The organism is uncultured Gimesia sp., from assembly GCF_963976445.1.
Classification (GTDB): Bacteria; Planctomycetota; Planctomycetia; order Planctomycetales; family Planctomycetaceae; genus Gimesia.
The window spans coordinates 133,809-150,095 of the sequence record NZ_CAXBKP010000018.1; the positions used below are offsets into that span (position 1 = coordinate 133,809).

At 50.9% G+C, this 16,287-nt stretch carries 15 protein-coding genes; 9 read left to right on the top strand and 6 right to left on the bottom strand.

The features are described from left to right. The first annotated feature begins 6 nt into the window (after positions 1-6). Positions 7-1,413, top strand: a complete 1,407-nt coding sequence (locus tag AAC022_RS18865; protein WP_339733531.1) for a DUF1501 domain-containing protein — start codon at positions 7-9, stop codon at positions 1,411-1,413. A gap of 48 nt (positions 1,414-1,461) precedes the next feature. Here the strand turns inward: AAC022_RS18865 and AAC022_RS18870 are convergent, their stop codons facing one another. Then, positions 1,462-2,235 (bottom strand): SDR family NAD(P)-dependent oxidoreductase, encoded by a 774-nt coding sequence (locus tag AAC022_RS18870; RefSeq protein ID WP_339733532.1) that lies wholly within the window; start codon positions 2,233-2,235, stop codon positions 1,462-1,464. A 298-nt stretch (positions 2,236-2,533) separates the two neighbouring features. On the opposite strand from AAC022_RS18870, the gene AAC022_RS18875 reads away from it, so the two are divergent. From AAC022_RS18875 to AAC022_RS18885, 3 genes are read left to right on the top strand one after another with little or no spacing between them, the layout of a single operon-like run. Further along, positions 2,534-4,213 (top strand): DUF1549 domain-containing protein, encoded by a 1,680-nt coding sequence (locus tag AAC022_RS18875; RefSeq protein ID WP_339733533.1) that lies wholly within the window; start codon positions 2,534-2,536, stop codon positions 4,211-4,213. 44 nt (positions 4,214-4,257) lie between these two features. Beyond that, complete coding sequence (locus AAC022_RS18880) at positions 4,258-5,517, top strand: DUF1501 domain-containing protein (RefSeq protein ID WP_339733534.1); 1,260 nt, start codon at positions 4,258-4,260, stop codon at positions 5,515-5,517. Further along, positions 5,514-6,587 (top strand): WD40 repeat domain-containing protein, encoded by a 1,074-nt coding sequence (locus tag AAC022_RS18885; RefSeq protein WP_339733535.1) that lies wholly within the window; start codon positions 5,514-5,516, stop codon positions 6,585-6,587. Before AAC022_RS18880 ends, AAC022_RS18885 begins: the two co-directional genes overlap by 4 nt. A 16-nt stretch (positions 6,588-6,603) precedes the next feature. Here AAC022_RS18885 and AAC022_RS18890 read toward each other — a convergent pair whose 3' ends face one another. Further along, positions 6,604-8,022 carry a hypothetical protein gene (locus AAC022_RS18890; protein WP_339733537.1) on the bottom strand — a complete coding sequence of 473 codons (1,419 nt, stop codon included), beginning with the start codon at positions 8,020-8,022 and terminating at the stop codon, positions 6,604-6,606. A gap of 319 nt (positions 8,023-8,341) precedes the next feature. Here AAC022_RS18890 and AAC022_RS18895 point away from each other — a divergent pair, with 319 nt between their 5' ends. Both AAC022_RS18895 and AAC022_RS18900 read left to right on the top strand, forming a co-directional pair. Further along, positions 8,342-10,525, top strand: coding sequence for a sialate O-acetylesterase (locus AAC022_RS18895; protein ID WP_339733538.1), 2,184 nt, complete (start codon positions 8,342-8,344; stop codon positions 10,523-10,525). A 99-nt stretch (positions 10,526-10,624) separates the two neighbouring features. After that, the gene (locus AAC022_RS18900; protein WP_339733539.1) at positions 10,625-11,254 is read left to right on the top strand and encodes a dihydrofolate reductase family protein; all 630 of its coding nucleotides are present in this window, start codon (positions 10,625-10,627) and stop codon (positions 11,252-11,254) included. A gap of 85 nt (positions 11,255-11,339) precedes the next feature. Here AAC022_RS18900 and AAC022_RS18905 read toward each other — a convergent pair whose 3' ends face one another. The 4 genes from AAC022_RS18905 to AAC022_RS18920 form a co-directional block, all read right to left on the bottom strand. Beyond that, positions 11,340-11,759: a hypothetical protein gene (locus AAC022_RS18905; protein ID WP_339733540.1), complete on the bottom strand. Its 420-nt coding sequence runs from the start codon at positions 11,757-11,759 to the stop codon at positions 11,340-11,342. A gap of 47 nt (positions 11,760-11,806) precedes the next feature. Then, on the bottom strand, positions 11,807-12,238 hold the full coding sequence (locus tag AAC022_RS18910) for a hypothetical protein (protein WP_339733542.1): 432 nt from the start codon (positions 12,236-12,238) through the stop codon (positions 11,807-11,809). 47 nt (positions 12,239-12,285) lie between these two features. Continuing rightward, a complete protein-coding gene (locus tag AAC022_RS18915) occupies positions 12,286-12,723 on the bottom strand; it encodes a nucleoside deaminase (protein WP_339733544.1) in 438 nt (145 codons plus the stop codon). A 229-nt stretch (positions 12,724-12,952) separates the two neighbouring features. Then, positions 12,953-13,378 (bottom strand): DUF4112 domain-containing protein, encoded by a 426-nt coding sequence (locus AAC022_RS18920; RefSeq protein WP_339733546.1) that lies wholly within the window; start codon positions 13,376-13,378, stop codon positions 12,953-12,955. Between the two features lie 283 nt (positions 13,379-13,661). Between AAC022_RS18920 and AAC022_RS18925 the strand changes: the two genes are divergently transcribed. The 3 genes from AAC022_RS18925 (at position 13,662) to AAC022_RS18935 (ending at position 16,122) form a co-directional block, all read left to right on the top strand. Further along, entirely contained in the window at positions 13,662-14,243 is a 582-nt protein-coding gene (locus AAC022_RS18925) for a hypothetical protein (RefSeq protein WP_339733548.1), read from the top strand. Between the two features lie 113 nt (positions 14,244-14,356). Beyond that, on the top strand, positions 14,357-15,085 hold the full coding sequence (locus AAC022_RS18930; RefSeq protein ID WP_339733550.1) for a LamG-like jellyroll fold domain-containing protein: 729 nt from the start codon (positions 14,357-14,359) through the stop codon (positions 15,083-15,085). Positions 15,086-15,135: 50 nt separating this feature from the next. After that, the gene (locus AAC022_RS18935; protein ID WP_339733551.1) at positions 15,136-16,122 is read left to right on the top strand and encodes a hypothetical protein; all 987 of its coding nucleotides are present in this window, start codon (positions 15,136-15,138) and stop codon (positions 16,120-16,122) included. Positions 16,123-16,287 lie beyond the last annotated feature (165 nt).

A 16,287-nucleotide genomic window follows, 5' to 3' on the forward strand; every position in this document is an offset into this window, starting at 1 on the left:
TTAAATATGTCTGACTTTTATTCCACCAGACGCAGTTTTCTACGTCAATCCGCACTGGGCATTGGACCGGCGGCGTTATTGTCACTGTTGGCTCGTGATGGGAGTGCCGATGGTCTCGGGCAAGGTGTGATCTCAAAGCCACACTTTAAGCCGCGCGTCAAGCGAGTGATCCATCTCTGTATGGCAGGCGGGCCTTCACACCTGGAAACGTTTGACGATAAACCGACGTTACGCGAGATGCATGGCAAGCCGATGCCCGAGTCGCTGACGAAAGGGCAGCAGGTAGCGCAACTGCAGGGACGGGCACTGACGTGTTTCGCGCCGCAGTTCGATTTTGCCAGTTTTGGTGAAAGTGGCCAGCGGATCTGTTCGCAGTTTCCGCATATCGGTTCGGTGGCCGACGACTTGTGTATCATTCGTTCGATGTATACCGACCAGATCAATCACGACCCCGCTCATACTCTGTTCAATACCGGTTCTTCACAAGCGGGGCGCCCGAGTATGGGTTCGTGGTTGTTGTATGGACTGGGGCAGGAATGTGATAATCTTCCGGGGTATGTGGTGCTGACCAGTGTGGGCAAAGGGGGACAGGCGCAGCCGATTGCCTCACGTCAATGGCACAGTGGCTTTCTGCCTTCGCGTTTTCAGGGAGTGCAGTTTCAGGCCACCGGCGCACCGGTTTTGTATTTGAATCGACCTGATGGCGTGTCGATGCAGCAACAGCGCCGGCTCGTTGATACCGTCAATCAGCTTAACCGTGGCTTCGATGATCTAGTACACGACCCGGAAATTGCAACACGCATTGGCCAATACGAAATGGCATTTCGCATGCAGACCAGTGTGCCGGGTTTGATGGAAATGAAGAATGAATCCAAGGAAACGCTGCAAGCCTATGGTACCGAAGGCGGCGATGGCACATACGCGTCGAATTGTCTGCTGGCCCGAAGACTGCTCGAACGGGGTGTTCGCTTCGTGCAGCTCTATCACCGGGCGTGGGACCATCATGGCGGTATTAAACGCTCGATCGAAATTACCGCGAAGGAAGTTGATCAGGCGACCGCGGCACTGATCAAAGACCTCAAGCAACGGGGCTTATATGATGACACGTTAATTGTCTTCGGCGGCGAATTTGGTAGAACGCCGATGGCCCAGGGGACAGGCCGTGATCATCACATTAAAGGCTTTTCACTGGTGTTGGGTGGGGGTGCAGTTCAGGGGGGCAAGAGTTACGGCACGACCGACGAATTCGGTTATGCGGCTGCAGAAAACCCGGTGCATGTGCGTGACTTTCATGCGACGTTGCTCCATCTGTTTGGCATCGACCATAAGCGGTTCAGTTATAAGTTTCAGGGACTCGATTTCCGGCTCACCGGCGTGGAAGAGGCACACGTTGTCAAAGGCGTGATTGCTTAATTGACGCAATCACGCATTCATTGATGGCGAAACTAAATTCTGGTGGTGCTAAGGTAACATACATCGGCCGCCGCTGATGACGAGTGTCTGTCCCGTTGTGAAGCTGCTTTCATCCGACAATAGAAACGAAACCATGGACGCGACCTCTGACGCTTCACCCATTCGCGGGATTGGCGTGGCCTGAATGATTTTATCGAGATTGTCCTGATCGACGCCTGTCAGGATTTCGGTATCGATCAAACCGGGGGCGACCGCGTTGACGCGAATATTGTCTTTCGCCCAGGCACTCGCGATACTTTGTGTGAACGAGACCACGCCCGCTTTACTGACGGCATATGCAATCGACATCGGACGAGGCTGCAAGCCGGAAAGCGAACTCATATTCACGATGCGACCATAGTTGTTTTTCAACATGCCTTCCTTCACGCGCCATGTGACCAGGAACGTTCCCGTTAAATTCACATCCAGCATCTGGCGCCATGATTCTTCCGTCAATTCGGTGTGCGACTGATAACTGAAGATTCCCGAGTTATTTAACAGCAGTTCAACGGGCCCCCATTGAGATTCAATTTCCCCGACCATTCGATCGACTTGCTGGCTGTCGGAGACATCCGCCTGAACGAGCATTCCCATTCCCCCGGCCGCCTCAATCTGTCGCAGCGTTTCCTGCGCATCTTCTTGTCCCTGTCGAAAATTAATGGCGACGCGTGCTCCTTCTTTCGCAAGCCGCAGGCAACAGGCTCTGCCGATTCCGCGGGAGCCTCCGGTGACCAATGCGACACGATTTTGAAAACGAGCGGGATGAAGATTCGATTCGGTCATGATGGTTCTCTGATCTGGTTGTGTTCGAATGAAAGCGATTTTGATTATCTGTATGACTGCTTTGTTTGATGATATCGCGGGTGGGTTGTTCGTTCTACCAATGCAGGGGGGCGAACAGTGATCTTAAGTTGAGTCTGGTTTCTGCCTGAACCTGTGCCGGAAATGCTGAAAAAATGGCTGATTGCCGAGATTTTGTTGAAATGGGCTCCGGATTTCGATAGAATAAACATACTCCGATATATGGCCGGTCTTTGCGTCGGTCCCTGCTTACCTAACCCTACCTAAACGGCGTGACCTTATGAGATTACGTTCCAACCTACAACTGGTTACCTGTCTGCTCATGCTTGTTGCCGGATCGGTTCCCACTTTCTCTGCCGAAGTTCCGTTGCATCAACAGATCGATTCTTTGATTGCAGAGGGAAATAAGCAGTTCGAAAAAGAGGCGGCCCCGCTTGCTGACGACGCCACATTTTTGCGAAGGGTGAGACTCGATTTAACCGGGACGATTCCGACCGCTGAAGAAGTGCGTGCCTTTTTAGCCGACACAACACCCGACAAACGGACGCTGTTAGTCGATCGCTTGATTGCATCGCCCGAACATGCGCGAAGAATGCAATATGTATTTGACACCATGTTAATGGAACGCCGTGGCGACAAACATGTACCCGCAGCCGAGTGGCGGAACTATCTACGAAAATCATTTTTGGAAAATAAACCCTGGGATGTGCTGGTCGAGGAAATCTTAACCGTTGACGGCACCGATGAGAAAACACGTCCGGCCGCCAAGTTTCTGCTTGATCGGGAATTGAAAGCCGAAGTCGTGACCCGAGATCTGGGGCGCCTGTTTCTGGGACGTGACCTGGAATGTGCGCAATGTCACGATCATCCCAATGTGGATGATTATTTACAGCGGCACTACCACGGCTTGAACGCATTTTTGAATCGCAGTTATCTCTTCAAGGATCCTAAGACAAAGAAAACATCCATCGGCGAAAAAGCGGAAGGGCTGGTGACGTTTACCTCCGTGTTTACAAAGGAAGAGGGAAAGACGGCGCCCCGCATGTTGGACCTGCCTGAGATTCCCGACCCGGCTAAGGTGAAGGTACTCTACAAAGTCAAGCCGGCGAAAAATGTGCGTTCGGTGCCCGTTTATAGCAGACGACTGCAGTTAGCTGATGCGATGACCAACTCTTCCAACATTGCCTTCCAGCAGAACATTGTGAATCGGCTCTGGGCGATGATGATGGGCCGCGGTTTTGTGGAGCCACTCGACATGTGGTATGCAGATAATCCTCCCTCGAATCCCCAGGTATTAGACCTGTTAACTAAATCATTTCAGGAACACGATAGTGACATGCGATTCCTGTTGCGTGAACTGGCGCTGTCCAAGACGTATCAGCGCAGCAGTCATGTTTCTACAGACGCGGAAATTCCCCAGAAAATTAATTACGGCGTGGGTCTGTTGAAGCCACTCTCTCCCGAGCAGCTTGCCTGGTCGATGATGCAGGCGACGGGGGTGACTGAGAAGACCCTGGCCAGTGTGAAAGCAAAACAGATCAAAGCGGACGCCAAAAAAGAGACGAAAAAAGCGGAAGATCCACAGTGGCAGGAAGAAAACGTGCACGAAGCGTTAAAACGAAACGTCACCTCATTCGTCTCCACATTTGGGACAGTGGGGGCTCAATCTTCGCGGTTTGATGCTTCGGCGAATCAGGCACTATTCCTGTTAAACGGGCCGCTGGTGCAATCCTGGTTAAAACCTTCTGGAACAAACTTGACCGCCCGGATGAAGAAACTGAAAACAGCGCCCGAAACTGCGGAAGCACTTTATCTCGCCGTCTTTTCGCGTCTGCCTGAGAAGACAGAAATCGAACAGGTCGCGGCTTACCTGAAAGCCAGCCAGGATCAACCAGATCAAGGCTTACCCCAACTCGTCTGGGCGGCGCTTTCATCAGATGAATTTCGCTTCAATCATTAATGAACAACAAATGTGTTCCTGCTTGACAGGCAGAAGGACTGACAATGCGACGAAATCAAGGATGCAACCCACAAGATCACCAGGTGGCCCGACGCCAGTTTTTAGCGGGTGCTGCTGGCGGTGCGATCAGTTTAGGTTTGTCTGGCTCACCCGCCATAGCCGAACAGGTCAAAGGCCAGCACAAACGCATCTTGCAGGTTTATCTGCAGGGGGGCGTCAGCCAGTTAGAATCGTGGGACCCGAAACCGGGAACCGAATTCGGCGGGCCGTTTCGTGCGATTCCGACATCGGTGCCGGGTATGCACATCTCCGAACTCCTGCCTTACACGGCACAACGAATGCATCTGCTGTCGATTGTTCGTAGTATCAATATCAAAATCAACGACCACGGTCAGGGACGCCTGTTTATGGAGAAGGGCCGGCGGGCAGGCGAGTATCCCTACATCGGTTCGATCGCCTCAAAATATCTGGCACCGCCAAACAGCGAACTGCCAGGGTATATCCATATCTCAACACGTGGTCTGAGCGATAACACGTCTGCGTTTCTCGGGGCGCAGCACGGGCAACTAAAATTTGAAGGCGTCAAACCGCCGAAGAACTTGGCCTTGCCCAAAGGACTGAATCAAACGGCGGCGGCCCGCAGAACAGAGCTTCGCCAGCAGTTCAACAAACAGTTCGGGCGGGGACGTCCCAAGTCGATGACCGAGTCGTTTGATGTATCGTTTCAACAGGCGGCCAAGTTGATGGCTCGTAAAACGTTCTTTGAGAAAGAGCCCGATGGGAAAGACTTGGAACGTTACGGCAAACACGATTTCGGGCGAAATTGTCTTCTGGCGAGAACCCTGCTCGAGAACAATGCAACCTGTGTGAAGGTGACCCATTATGGTTACGATTCCCATGCCGAGAATTTTAATTTCCATCTTGAGCAACTGGGTGAATTTGACAAAACGTTCGCGATGCTGCTTGATGATCTAGACGAACGGGACATGTTGGATAGCACGCTGGTGATGGTCTATTCGGAATTCGGCCGCACACCTAAAATCAATGTCCGTTATGGCCGTGATCACTGGGGGACTGCATGGTCGATTGCCCTGGGCGGCTGTGGAATTCAGCCGGGTGCGATCATCGGAAAAACCAACGAGAAGGGAACCGCCGTAGCAGATCGCGAAGTCGATGCCGGTCATCTGTTCCACACGTACCTGCAGGCACTCGGAATCGATTCCACGAATGATCACGAAATTGCTGGCCGATCGATTCCTATCGGCGACCCCACCGCAGATGCCATCAAGGAGTTGTTAGTATGAGCGCGAAACCCAAAAAAACAACAGAGGTTCTCGTCGCTCCCAAGCCCAACTCCGCTTATTATGCGATTGACCCGACGAAAACGCATGAAGTAGCGCAGTTCAAACATCAGTTCCCGCTGACATCCTGCCGCGTGGATCCCACGGGCCGTTATGTTGTTGCCGGTGCACAAGACCTGGAGATTCAGGTCTGGGATCTGGCGACGAAAACGCAACGTACCTTAAAAGGGCATACCAGCTGGGTGCGGTCGTTTGATTTTTCGGCTGCTGGAAACACGCTTTTTTCCGCCTGCTGGGGCGGTGATATCAAAGTCTGGAATATGGCCGAGGCAGAACCGAAGCCGACAATGACCATTCCCGCGCATCAAGGTTCGGCACGCTGGGTGCGCGTTTCTCCCGATCAGACAAAACTGGTGACCTGCGGCAATGATTTACTGGTGAAGGTCTGGAAGATTGAAGATGGCAGTTTACTACATACCTTCGCCGGCCACGATCGGCACGTTTACGCCGCCGACTTTCATCCGGACGGTCAACATCTGGTCTCTCAAGACTTGATGGGCGTCATGAAAGTCTGGGACATGCAAGCGGATAAAGAGGTGCGCAGCATCGATGCCAGCGTGATGACCGGCTACGATAAGAAATTCGCCGCCGATATGGGTGGCGCGCGCGACCTGCAATTCAGTCCTGACGGCAGCGAACTGGCGAGTGCGGGCATCACCAAAGTGGTCAACTCGTTCGCCGGCATTCAAGATCCGATTATCATGCTGTTCGACTGGAAAACGGGCAAAGAAACAGCCCAGCTCAAACCGGATAAAGAGTTTCAGGGCATCGCCTGGGGCGTCCGCTTTCATCCAGACGGTTTCCTGATCGGCGCTGGTGCAGACCGGAGTGGCAAGGGGGAATTGTGGTTCAGAAAGCCAGGCGAAGCCGAATTCTTCCACACAATGAAACTCCCCAAGGCGGCCCGCGGTCTCGATCTATTTTCCGATGGTCATCACCTGGTGATCGCCCATGCTGACGGCACTGCCCGCGTTTATCGCATGTCGGCCGCAGCGGAAAAAGTCAAAGTGTGAAGTCGAAATTACAGTCTCAGGGGATTTCCTGAGTGTGAAAACCAAATCTGCCTACTCGACGGGAGACCGGAAAAAATTCCTCAACCTTTTTCAGATCAGGACGCTGTTCGAGCAGCTCCAGCCATCGGTTGTAGATATCGGGAGTTCCAAAGTTCAGATTAACTTCGCGTAACGAATTGATCTGTGCCAGGGGCTGAAAGTCGAGTATTTCAGAATTGATACTATCCAAGTCGAGTATTTCTAATTGGGGGAGTTTTGTCAGAGGAGCGAGTCCCTTTCCGGTAATTAAGTCTTCTTCAGCGGATTCTCTCAGAAGAAGTAATCGCAGCTGCTGGAGTGGCACTAACCGCGTCAGGCCTGCATTTGAGATATTCGTAAACTTCAGATCCAGCTCCGTTAAATTTCTGACTTTGACCAAGAAGTCGAGGCCTGCATCGGTGATTGAGGACCCGCGCAGTGAAAGTGCTTCCAATGCTGGCAAGCGGGGCATTGTCATGACTAGCACATCGTTGACTGTTGGGGATGCAAGATTCAATATGATCAGTGCCGGAAACTGATCTAACTGTTTTAATGATGCATTATCCTGCGGAGTTCCGGAAAACCCGAATTCACGCAACTCGGTAGCATTGGTAAAATGGTGTAAGCCGGAGCCTGTCAGCCGGTCGCTGTGGATGACCAGACGTTCCAGGTATTTCAAGTCGCCAAGATATGCCAGGCCGGCATCGGAGAATGTGCCATGAAGAATCAAGTGCCTGAGGTTTATCAGTTTTCCCAGTGGTTTTAAACATTCGTCAGTTACGGAGCCGCGAAGTTCTAATGCGCGGAGTTGCGTGCAGTTTCCAATCAATTCGCAGGCGCGCGGATTAAGATCGCGGCTGTGAAGGACCAGTCGGCGCAATGCGGGGAGTTCCGCGAGCACTTGCAGTCCCTGGTGTGAGATCGGATTCCCTTTCGAGCCAAGCATGATGATTTGAAGGTCTTCGAGATGCAACAGACCTTTCAAGCCGATGAGATGTTCGTCCGTGATATCACTGCTTTGGGTCATGAATGTTTCCAGGCCGGAGATCTGACCAATATTTTTCCAGCCAGCCGGACTAAAAGAGTTGCCAGCCATCATCATAAATGATCGTAAACCCTCTACCTCGGAAAGTAGGTGTAATTCGTCTTCCCCACAGTAATCAAAATAATTGGAGAAATAGTAGCCTCCCCCTTTTTCGGGCGGAATGGGATCAACGCCTTTTTTGTGCAAGCGATATTCGAGCTCTGCGTTATCATTGAGTTTTAAGGTGTAGTCAACAAGTGCAGACGAAACCTCAACCTCGCTATTTCCATTTTCTTCTGTCGTAAGCGATGCGGTCTGCGGCGGGACCTGATTGTCATTGCAACCAGTCAGGCAGAGCAGACAGAGCAGGAAAAACGGATTCGAATGATTCATTGTTACAATCTCAAAAAGAGGCCGTTTGCATACACAGTACATGGGGAGCACTCTTCTTTTCAGTATAATCACAGGGGAAGTCAGACGGAACAGAAAAAATGATCGCTCATATGATTCAAGTCTGATCTCACTTTTTCCTCAGCGCGAAATGGATTGTTCGAAGTCGAGGTGACAGACCGATAATCCTCTTTGGGGATCTTTGCTATTTCTCTTGCGTCGTGCGCGGAACTTTTGGATCATTTTAGATAGAATGGTGATCATTCCTCTCTATTCTTAGTCCTGCAACCCGACCACGAATTTCTGAAAATGAATTGAAACTATGATGAAACTGAAAAACGTCTCACTGCTCGCTGTGACTTGCTTAGTTCTATTCTGTGTGACAACGAAGAGCCAGGCTGATGTTCGTCTGCCGCGGATCTTTGGGGATCATATGGTTCTGCAACGGGAACTCCCCATTCCTGTCTGGGGCTGGGCTGATCCGGGAGAAAATGTCTCCGTTGCACTTGGCGGCGATAGCGTTTCGACCGTCGCCGACGATAAGGGAAAGTGGATGGTGAAACTGCCTGCTCAGAAGGCCGGCGATCCCGTCAGCTTAACTGTCAAAGGCAAGAACACAGTCACGCTGACGGACGTGTTGCTGGGGGAAGTCTGGCTTTGCTCGGGGCAGTCGAACATGGAGTGGACGGTTTCTCGCAGTAATGATTTCGAAAAGGAACAAGCGGCCGCCAATTATCCGAAGATTCGTCATATCAAGATTCCCAAACGTCCGAGCGGTTTCCCACAGGATGATGTTACCGCCGAGTGGACCGTCTGTTCGCCTGATACCGTGGGCGGCTATACCGCGGCTGGTTACTTTTTCGGTCGCAAATTGCACAAGGAACTCGACGTTCCCATCGGTCTGGTCAACTCTTCCTGGGGCGGAACGCGTATTGAACCCTGGACGCCCCCTTGCGGTTTTGAGCAGGTTCCTGCGTTAGAAGCCATCTTCAAACAGGTGGAATTGACCAACCCTGCGAACGCCGCTTATAAAACGACACTGAGTGCTTATCTCAAAAATCTGGAAGTCTGGGCCGCGAAAGCAGAAGCGGGACTGAAAGCAGAGACACCGTTGACGCCTCCCCCCGCATATCCGACTTCGATTCAGCCACTGACGAGCCACGGCTCGCCGACCACATTGTATAACGGCATGATTCATCCACTGGTTCCCTATGCAATGCGTGGGGCCATCTGGTATCAGGGAGAATCAAATCATGGCGAAGGCATGCTGTACTATGAGAAAATGAAGGCGCTGATCGGCGGTTGGCGTGACGTCTGGAATCAGGGCGAATTTCCTTTCCTGTATGTGCAGATCGCTCCTTATCACTACGGCAGCGAATCCCCCAGCATCCTGCCTGTCTTCTGGGAAGCACAAAACAAGTCGCTGGAGATTCCGAATACGGGGCAGGTGGTCATTCACGATATTGGCAACCTGAAAGACATCCATCCCAAAAATAAGCAGGATGTCGGGGCCCGTCTGGCGTTGATCGCGCTGGCAAAGACGTACGGTCAGAAAGATCTGGTTCATTCAGGACCGGTTTTCAAATCGCTGAAGCAAGAGGGCGCCAAATTGCGTGTGACCTTCGATCATGTGGGGAGTGGGCTGGTTTCTCGCGATGGGAAGCCGCTCAACTTGTTCGAAATCATCGGCAAAGAAACCGACTTCGTGCCTGCGACAGCGGTGATTGAGGGGGACTCGGTGGTTCTCTCTTCACCCAAAGTTAAACAGGCGGTTGCGATGCGTTTCGCCTGGCACAAACTGGCCGAACCGAATCTGGCGAATAAAGAAGGTCTGCCGGCGACTCCCTTCCGGGCGGGCAAGGTACCCGATCGCGACTGGATGTCTTTAAAAGTCGATGAATCCAAAGAGTTCAAACTGATCTACGATCTCGATTTGAAGAACCTGGGTAGCAAGATCAATTACAGTGTCGATGTGAGCCAGGGATTCTCGAATCCCTTCGATAGAATCGCTTACTTTCTGGAGCTGCAAAAAGTCGGTGCGGAAACCCAGTTTCTTTATGTTTCGATGGATGCCTTCACCGATGATATCACGAAGATTGGCGTGCCTACTTTCAGTAGTAAAGCCGTGTTTCAAACGCAGGTGGACAATCTCAACGTCGTCTCCAATGTCACTGGCATCGCTACGGGCAATGGTCTGCCTGGCGGCAACATCGAATTCTGGTCAAGCAATTACGGCCCGACGAATTCGAAGAACGTTCCCAACGCCAGCGCCACTCTGTGGGACTTCGGCGACGAGCCCGGCCCGCCCGCCGATGGTTACGGCAGCATGCAGGTTCACAATAACGAAGCCAAACAGACGCTGTTCGCAGTCAACCAGTGGAAAAGCGGCCCCGGAGCCGACATCGGCATCGGCAACAGCACCGGCCGCACCCGCGACTGGACGTTTACTTCGAACGCGTCGCAATACGAAGTAAAACGCTTACGCGTGCTGGTACGGACTAAATAAGTGGGTGTCAGATCATCAAAGGTGTCAATTGATAATAGACAGAAATCAAATTCTGTTTATCAATAGTTAGGCCGGCATTCGAACATGCGAGAGGAGATCATGAGTAAAGTATTCGTCAACATTGGGCTTAGCCTCGATGGTTACATGGCACCGGAAGGAATGACCATGGAGAATCCTGAGTACAAGAACTGGGGCGCCAAGTGGGGTGCGATGATGGCCTGGATCCTCAATCAACAGTACTTCCGCGAGAACCTCAAGCTTGGTCCAGGGGGAGAGACCGGCCCGGTCAATGACCTACTTCGCAGCACCACGGAGCGCATCGGTGCCAATATTATGGGTAAGCGAATGTTCGACCAAGGCGAGTGTGCTTGGCCAGAGGAGGCTCCGTTTCACACACCGGTATACGTTCTAACCAACGAGAAACGCGAACCCTGGGCGCGCCCGGGTGGGACGATCTTCTACTTCATCAATGACGGGCCGGAGCGTGCCCTTGAGCTGGCTCGGGAATCCGCTGGCAGTGGTGATATTCGTATCGCGGGTGGAGCCGATGTGATCCAGCAGTACCTGAGCATGGGTGTCGTTGACGAGTTGGAAATCGCGTTGGCACCCGTGTTGTTCGGCGGTGGGCGGCGTCTCTTCGAGAACCTACGCGAGCCCGGGCCGCAGTTTCGTATTGACAAGGTTCTTGATGGTCCAGCTGCCACACACTTGCGCTATGTGCGTCAGTGAGGGCGGCCTGACACCTTTTATCACCATTTACATGGTGAGCGTGTTTCATGGAGTGTTACAACGACTTTACGTATTCGTTTAATGACTATTTTATCAGTGCGTGCCCCCCTGATTCAGACTGAATTCTGATCGATCGCATCTGAGCTTTATCGTTCCCGATTGCGAGGAAGGGGATGAAAAGCAGACCGTAGCTTAACATGCCCCAGGTTAAGTTGAATCGCAGCAATCGTTTGAGCAGGGTTCTGGCTTCATCGGGGGTTGTATAGTCTGCGAATTCTTGCTGAGTAACCCAGGCCAAAATGCCCCGATACGTGTGGTAAGTGATAGGCACATCCCCTTTCCGCGGTAGATCTCGTAGTTCGATGCCAGTGAAACAACGCTGTAAGGGCCGTAATGCATAATTCATTATTCCGCCACACATCACAAGATAGACTGGCAGGACGATTAAGCCACCAATAACGGCGATTGAAATTAAAAAAGTGAGTAAGCTGTCCCAAATAGACATTGATTTGGAGTCCCTGCCCAATACTGCAGTGTGTTAAAAAGGTGTCGCTACTTCTTTTTGGTGGTGAGTTTAAAATCGGCTGGGGTTTTGCGATTCCTATCGTATAAGATGCGTATTGATTGATCTTTCGAATCAAACAGAATAGACCAGAGAAGATTTCTGAAGCCCGGTTCCGTCTGAATAAAATGAAAAAGCTTCGAATCTTTTTGGCGCTTTCCAGAGATATCCTGTTCATAAACCGCGACAAGAGAAATTTGTCCGACTGCTGAAAGGCCAAGCTTGGTAACCATGTGACCCTCAAGTGATTTTCGCGTCTCGACTGGGAGTGCAAGGTAGCACTTCTTGCGATAATCAGGACCAGTATCTGGAAGACAATTGTTTGATTCAAAATGAACAATATGAGAGCGAGCGTCTTCGGCTACTGCTGACGTGTTGACTGTGAAGCACAATAGGACTGCGACTAAAAAGCGTGTAAGCATCTGACATGCCTTTCTTCAGTGAATCTGAATTTGGGTTTTAAAAATGTTCACTCGCCGATGTCTTCGTTCCACATTTCGGGGTTGGCGGCGATGAAGTCTTGCATGAGTTGGATGCAGCGTTCGTTTTGTAGCACTTCCAGTTCGATGCCGCTGGATTTGAGTAGTGCTTCGTCGCCCAAAAAGGTCTGGTTTTCGCCGATGATGACGCGGGGGATCTGATACAGGCGAATCGCTCCGCTGCACATCGGACAGGGGGAGAGGGTCGTGTAAATCACACTGTTGCGATAGACGCGGGCCGGCTGTCGGCCTGCATTTTCCAGAGCCGACATCTCGCCGTGGAGAATCGCACTGTGCTTTTGCTGCCGCTGATTATGGCCGCGGCCGATGATCTTACCTGCGTAGACCAGCACCGACCCGATCGGAACGCCGCCTTCTGCTAGACCTTTTTCGGCTTCTTCAATTGCCGCCTGCATGAACTCATCCATTATGGGAGCTCCCTTCCTGAAATCATAAAGTATCACTTTGGAAGCGTATTATATCGCAGTCTCTTTATTTGGACAGATCTTTCAGCGATTCTTTTCTGGTATTGATTTCACTTTTTGTGCTGGGGCTCGACACTGGTTTTTGATCACATCTGACAGTGAGATATGGCTGATGATTTTAAACGGCGGCTAGCGCCGAGCCGCTCAGTTTGTGTTGATTATTTATTCAAAATTAACCTGCGTTTTGTTTGTTCAAGTGCTTTTTCAGCAGTCGGGAATTGCGGCGGTTTGATTTGAAGAAGGCGTCAAAGACGTCTCCCAGCAGGGGGATCGCGCCGATCAGAGAATCGAGTGCTACGTTTCCTATCATGCGCGCTAATACCCAACGGGAAACGCCCAGCTGTTTTGCTTCATAGATCAGGTAGCCGGAGAGGGTGGCCGAAATCATGTCTCCCAGTCCCGGTACGATTCCGATTAATGTATCCCAGCCAATTCGCAGGTTGGTGCCGGGTAGCTTGATCGCGTCATCCAGAAAGTGGGTCAGCCGTTCAAAACGCGCCATTCGATCAGCTCGCTCCGTGCGGTAGGTGTTACCGGTTGCGGATTTGAATCGCTTACTTGTCAGAGGCGGACTGATGTTTTTAATGTGTAGAGGCATGAGGTTACCCTTTCTGTTTGCAGAAGATCATACAAGCTGTGCATGCGCGATCTGAGTTTACTATTGTTGATAATGCAATTCGTATGCCATATCGTCCGAAGTGTTGATTAAGGCTCTGGAAGAGTTTTTTATATTGAAAACAGGTGAGAATCGGTTTGTCAGAGCGCGGTCTGGTTTGAAATCATCCAATGGAAGCTATCAGGAGACATTGGTAGATCTGCCGTTTTGTTTCTGATGGTGCTGGATGTTTATCTACGGTAGAGGGGATGGCATCAAGTAGAATATGCGAACGCTGGTTTGCTTTGGTTTTAACGGCGGCTGGCGCCGATCCGCTCAATTTATCGGTGATGGTGAATGTATTATGCTCGGTTTGTTTTTTCTATTATTTCCTGCTCGCTGCGATCGTACCGGAGAGGCATTCGGGTTTACCCAATGTTTGTTTTCTTGGGGCCTGTCTGTTGCCCGATTGATTGTGGACTATTTTGAGAAGGGGCGTGGGGCGGTCAAGGGGAAGCGAAACGATTTGGTTGGTGAAGGAGTGCAGATGTGTGTTGGGATTGTGGTGGGCGTGGTTGGGATGGGGGCAGTTGTGTGGTGGTTTGTGTCGATACGCATAACTTTAAGAGGCTGGTTTTTATTGAATGTGGCTGAAACAAGGGGTTTTTGTAGTACTGGTTTTTTCAGCGGTTCCCGTTCTTCAGCTGAACCAGTAGTGTTCTCGCGCGCGACACACATAAGGGACCATCATTTCAAACAGCGTGATGGTGTCAAGTCGAAAATGATCATTGTTGGTGATAAAAATAGCACTGAAACAGCGACATTGATTTCAGAGAAAAGTACAATTAATGAAATTGTAGCCCCATAAATGATCAAGCATTGGTGGCGAAAGTTAGTAGAATGTATGGTCGGGATGTTTGGAACGCGTCCTGTATTCTGGAATATTTATCAGCGCTTATTTTATTTAAGAGGTAACAACCTGTGAAACGACAACTTATTTTCGCCGGGGCATTTTTCGTCTGTTTGTCTGCTGCTGTTTTTGCGGACGACCGAGGCACCTTGATATTTGAAGATGATTTCGAACGGAATGAATCTCAGGAAACCAAAGATGAAATTGGTAAAGGCTGGAAATCTAACAGTCGGTCTCGTGCCAAAGGGAATAAGCAGGTCGACCTCAAAAACGGGGCGATGTTTATTTATATTCACAAGGTGGCGGACCACGCGGTTTCCGTCACGCACCCGGCTGAGTTCAAAAATGGGGCGATCGCATTACGGTTCATGCTGGAAGATCCAAAGGACAGTCTGGGACTGAATTTTGCGGACCTGAAATTTAAGCCGGTGCATGCAGGCCATTTGTTTATGACGAAAATCAGCACCAAACGCGTGGATTTGACCGACTTGAAGACGGGCAACATGGAATTAAAGACGCGTGAGCTGAGAAAAGCCGGCAAGCTGACTCCTGCACTCAAGGAAAAGTTGAAGACGAAAACAAAACGCTTTCCGAACAAACTGGAAACGGGAAAATGGTATGACTTACTGGTCACCGTATCCGGCGACACGATGACGGTTTCGATTGATGGGAAAAAAGTTGGTTCGTTTTCTTCGGAAGGGATTGCCCATCCCACCAAGCGGTTGTTACGTCTGTCGGTGCCTCGCAATGCGGTGGTGGATGATGTGAAGATTTACTCTCGCTCTGCTGAATCCAATTAGAATTTGTATTGTATCGTTCTGAAATTCTCCTGCGACATGAAAGAGCCTGAATGATGTTGAACCGTTTAAGAGTCATTGCCTCGCTGCTGTGTTTGATTTTGATGTTGAATCTGGATGGCTCTTATTTGAGGGCTGCGGAGTCTGATAAGAAAGAGACTTTGGATGTGCTGTTTATTGGAAACAGTTACACGGCGCGGCACAAGCTGGCTCAAGTGGTGAAGCAGATGGCAGAGGCCGGCAATCCCGGGTTGACGTTGAATCCGACGACGGTGATTTACGGGGGACGGAGACTCGTTGATCACTGGAATTTGGGGTCGCAGAACTATGTAAAGCTGCATGAGTTAACGCGGGCAGAGCAGGAGCAGACGGTTGCTTCTTTGAAGGAAGCGGCGAAAGATCCGAAGAATCGCTATGCGAAAGGAGCGTTGGCGCGGCATCGCAAACTGTTGAAGGATTTCGAATCGCAGCGGACCAAATGGGATGTTGTGGTGTTGCAGTCTTACCGTGATGATCTGGATGGGAAGGATTCATTGTATGCCCGGTATGCTCCGAAGTATGCCGCGCTGGCGAAAGCACAGGGGGCTCGTGTTATTTTGTATGAAACAACGCCGAAGACTCAAAACGCGACGGCTTTGAAGAAATCTCCCGATTCAAAAGAGGTTTTGAAGAAGGCGCGTGCCATCGCTGCACTGGCAAAACAGATCGATGCTTCGGCAGCTCCGATGTCGTTGGCAGGATTGCATTGTCAAACGGAACGCCCTGATATGACGTTGCGTTTTGTGAACGATGCGCATTTGAATCAGACGATGGCTTATCTGACGGCCTGCTGTTTGTATGCGGCGCTGTTTGATCGCAGCCCGGAAGGATTGCCCGTGGATTCAATTACCGATATTCGGTTTTTGAATAAAACAGAGCGTGATAAAGATCGCGATGGAAATCCGATTAAGAAAACGTTTTCCGCGAAAGACCGTGCCGACCTGCAACGGATTGCCTGGAAGAGTTACCAGCAGTTCAAACAACTTCGTGATGCATCTTGATTGATCCTCCTGTAGTGGGAGAATCAAAGGACCTTGTTTGAGGATTCACTTGTCTTAGAAGAATAACATTTCGGTATCGTCTTGTACTGTTGAAAAGAAGGAGTCCAGACCTTCATCCCATGTTGACAGATTGCGAACGCCGGGGGCCAGGCTGTCTTGCATGAC

Bases quoted from the DNA above. Each gene is read 5' to 3' on its own strand.
- AAC022_RS18865 (WP_339733531.1), top strand. From the start codon at position 7: ATGTCTGACTTTTATTCCACCAGACGCAGTTTTCTACGTCAATCCGCA.
- AAC022_RS18870 (WP_339733532.1), bottom strand. From the start codon at position 2,235: ATGACCGAATCGAATCTTCATCCCGCTCGTTTTCAAAATCGTGTCGCA.
- AAC022_RS18875 (WP_339733533.1), top strand. From the start codon at position 2,534: ATGAGATTACGTTCCAACCTACAACTGGTTACCTGTCTGCTCATGCTT.
- AAC022_RS18880 (WP_339733534.1), top strand. From the start codon at position 4,258: ATGCGACGAAATCAAGGATGCAACCCACAAGATCACCAGGTGGCCCGA.
- AAC022_RS18885 (WP_339733535.1), top strand. From the start codon at position 5,514: ATGAGCGCGAAACCCAAAAAAACAACAGAGGTTCTCGTCGCTCCCAAG.
- AAC022_RS18890 (WP_339733537.1), bottom strand. From the start codon at position 8,022: ATGAATCATTCGAATCCGTTTTTCCTGCTCTGTCTGCTCTGCCTGACT.
- AAC022_RS18895 (WP_339733538.1), top strand. From the start codon at position 8,342: ATGATGAAACTGAAAAACGTCTCACTGCTCGCTGTGACTTGCTTAGTT.
- AAC022_RS18900 (WP_339733539.1), top strand. From the start codon at position 10,625: ATGAGTAAAGTATTCGTCAACATTGGGCTTAGCCTCGATGGTTACATG.
- AAC022_RS18905 (WP_339733540.1), bottom strand. From the start codon at position 11,759: ATGTCTATTTGGGACAGCTTACTCACTTTTTTAATTTCAATCGCCGTT.
- AAC022_RS18910 (WP_339733542.1), bottom strand. From the start codon at position 12,238: ATGCTTACACGCTTTTTAGTCGCAGTCCTATTGTGCTTCACAGTCAAC.
- AAC022_RS18915 (WP_339733544.1), bottom strand. From the start codon at position 12,723: ATGGATGAGTTCATGCAGGCGGCAATTGAAGAAGCCGAAAAAGGTCTA.
- AAC022_RS18920 (WP_339733546.1), bottom strand. From the start codon at position 13,378: ATGCCTCTACACATTAAAAACATCAGTCCGCCTCTGACAAGTAAGCGA.
- AAC022_RS18925 (WP_339733548.1), top strand. From the start codon at position 13,662: ATGCGAACGCTGGTTTGCTTTGGTTTTAACGGCGGCTGGCGCCGATCC.
- AAC022_RS18935 (WP_339733551.1), top strand. From the start codon at position 15,136: ATGATGTTGAACCGTTTAAGAGTCATTGCCTCGCTGCTGTGTTTGATT.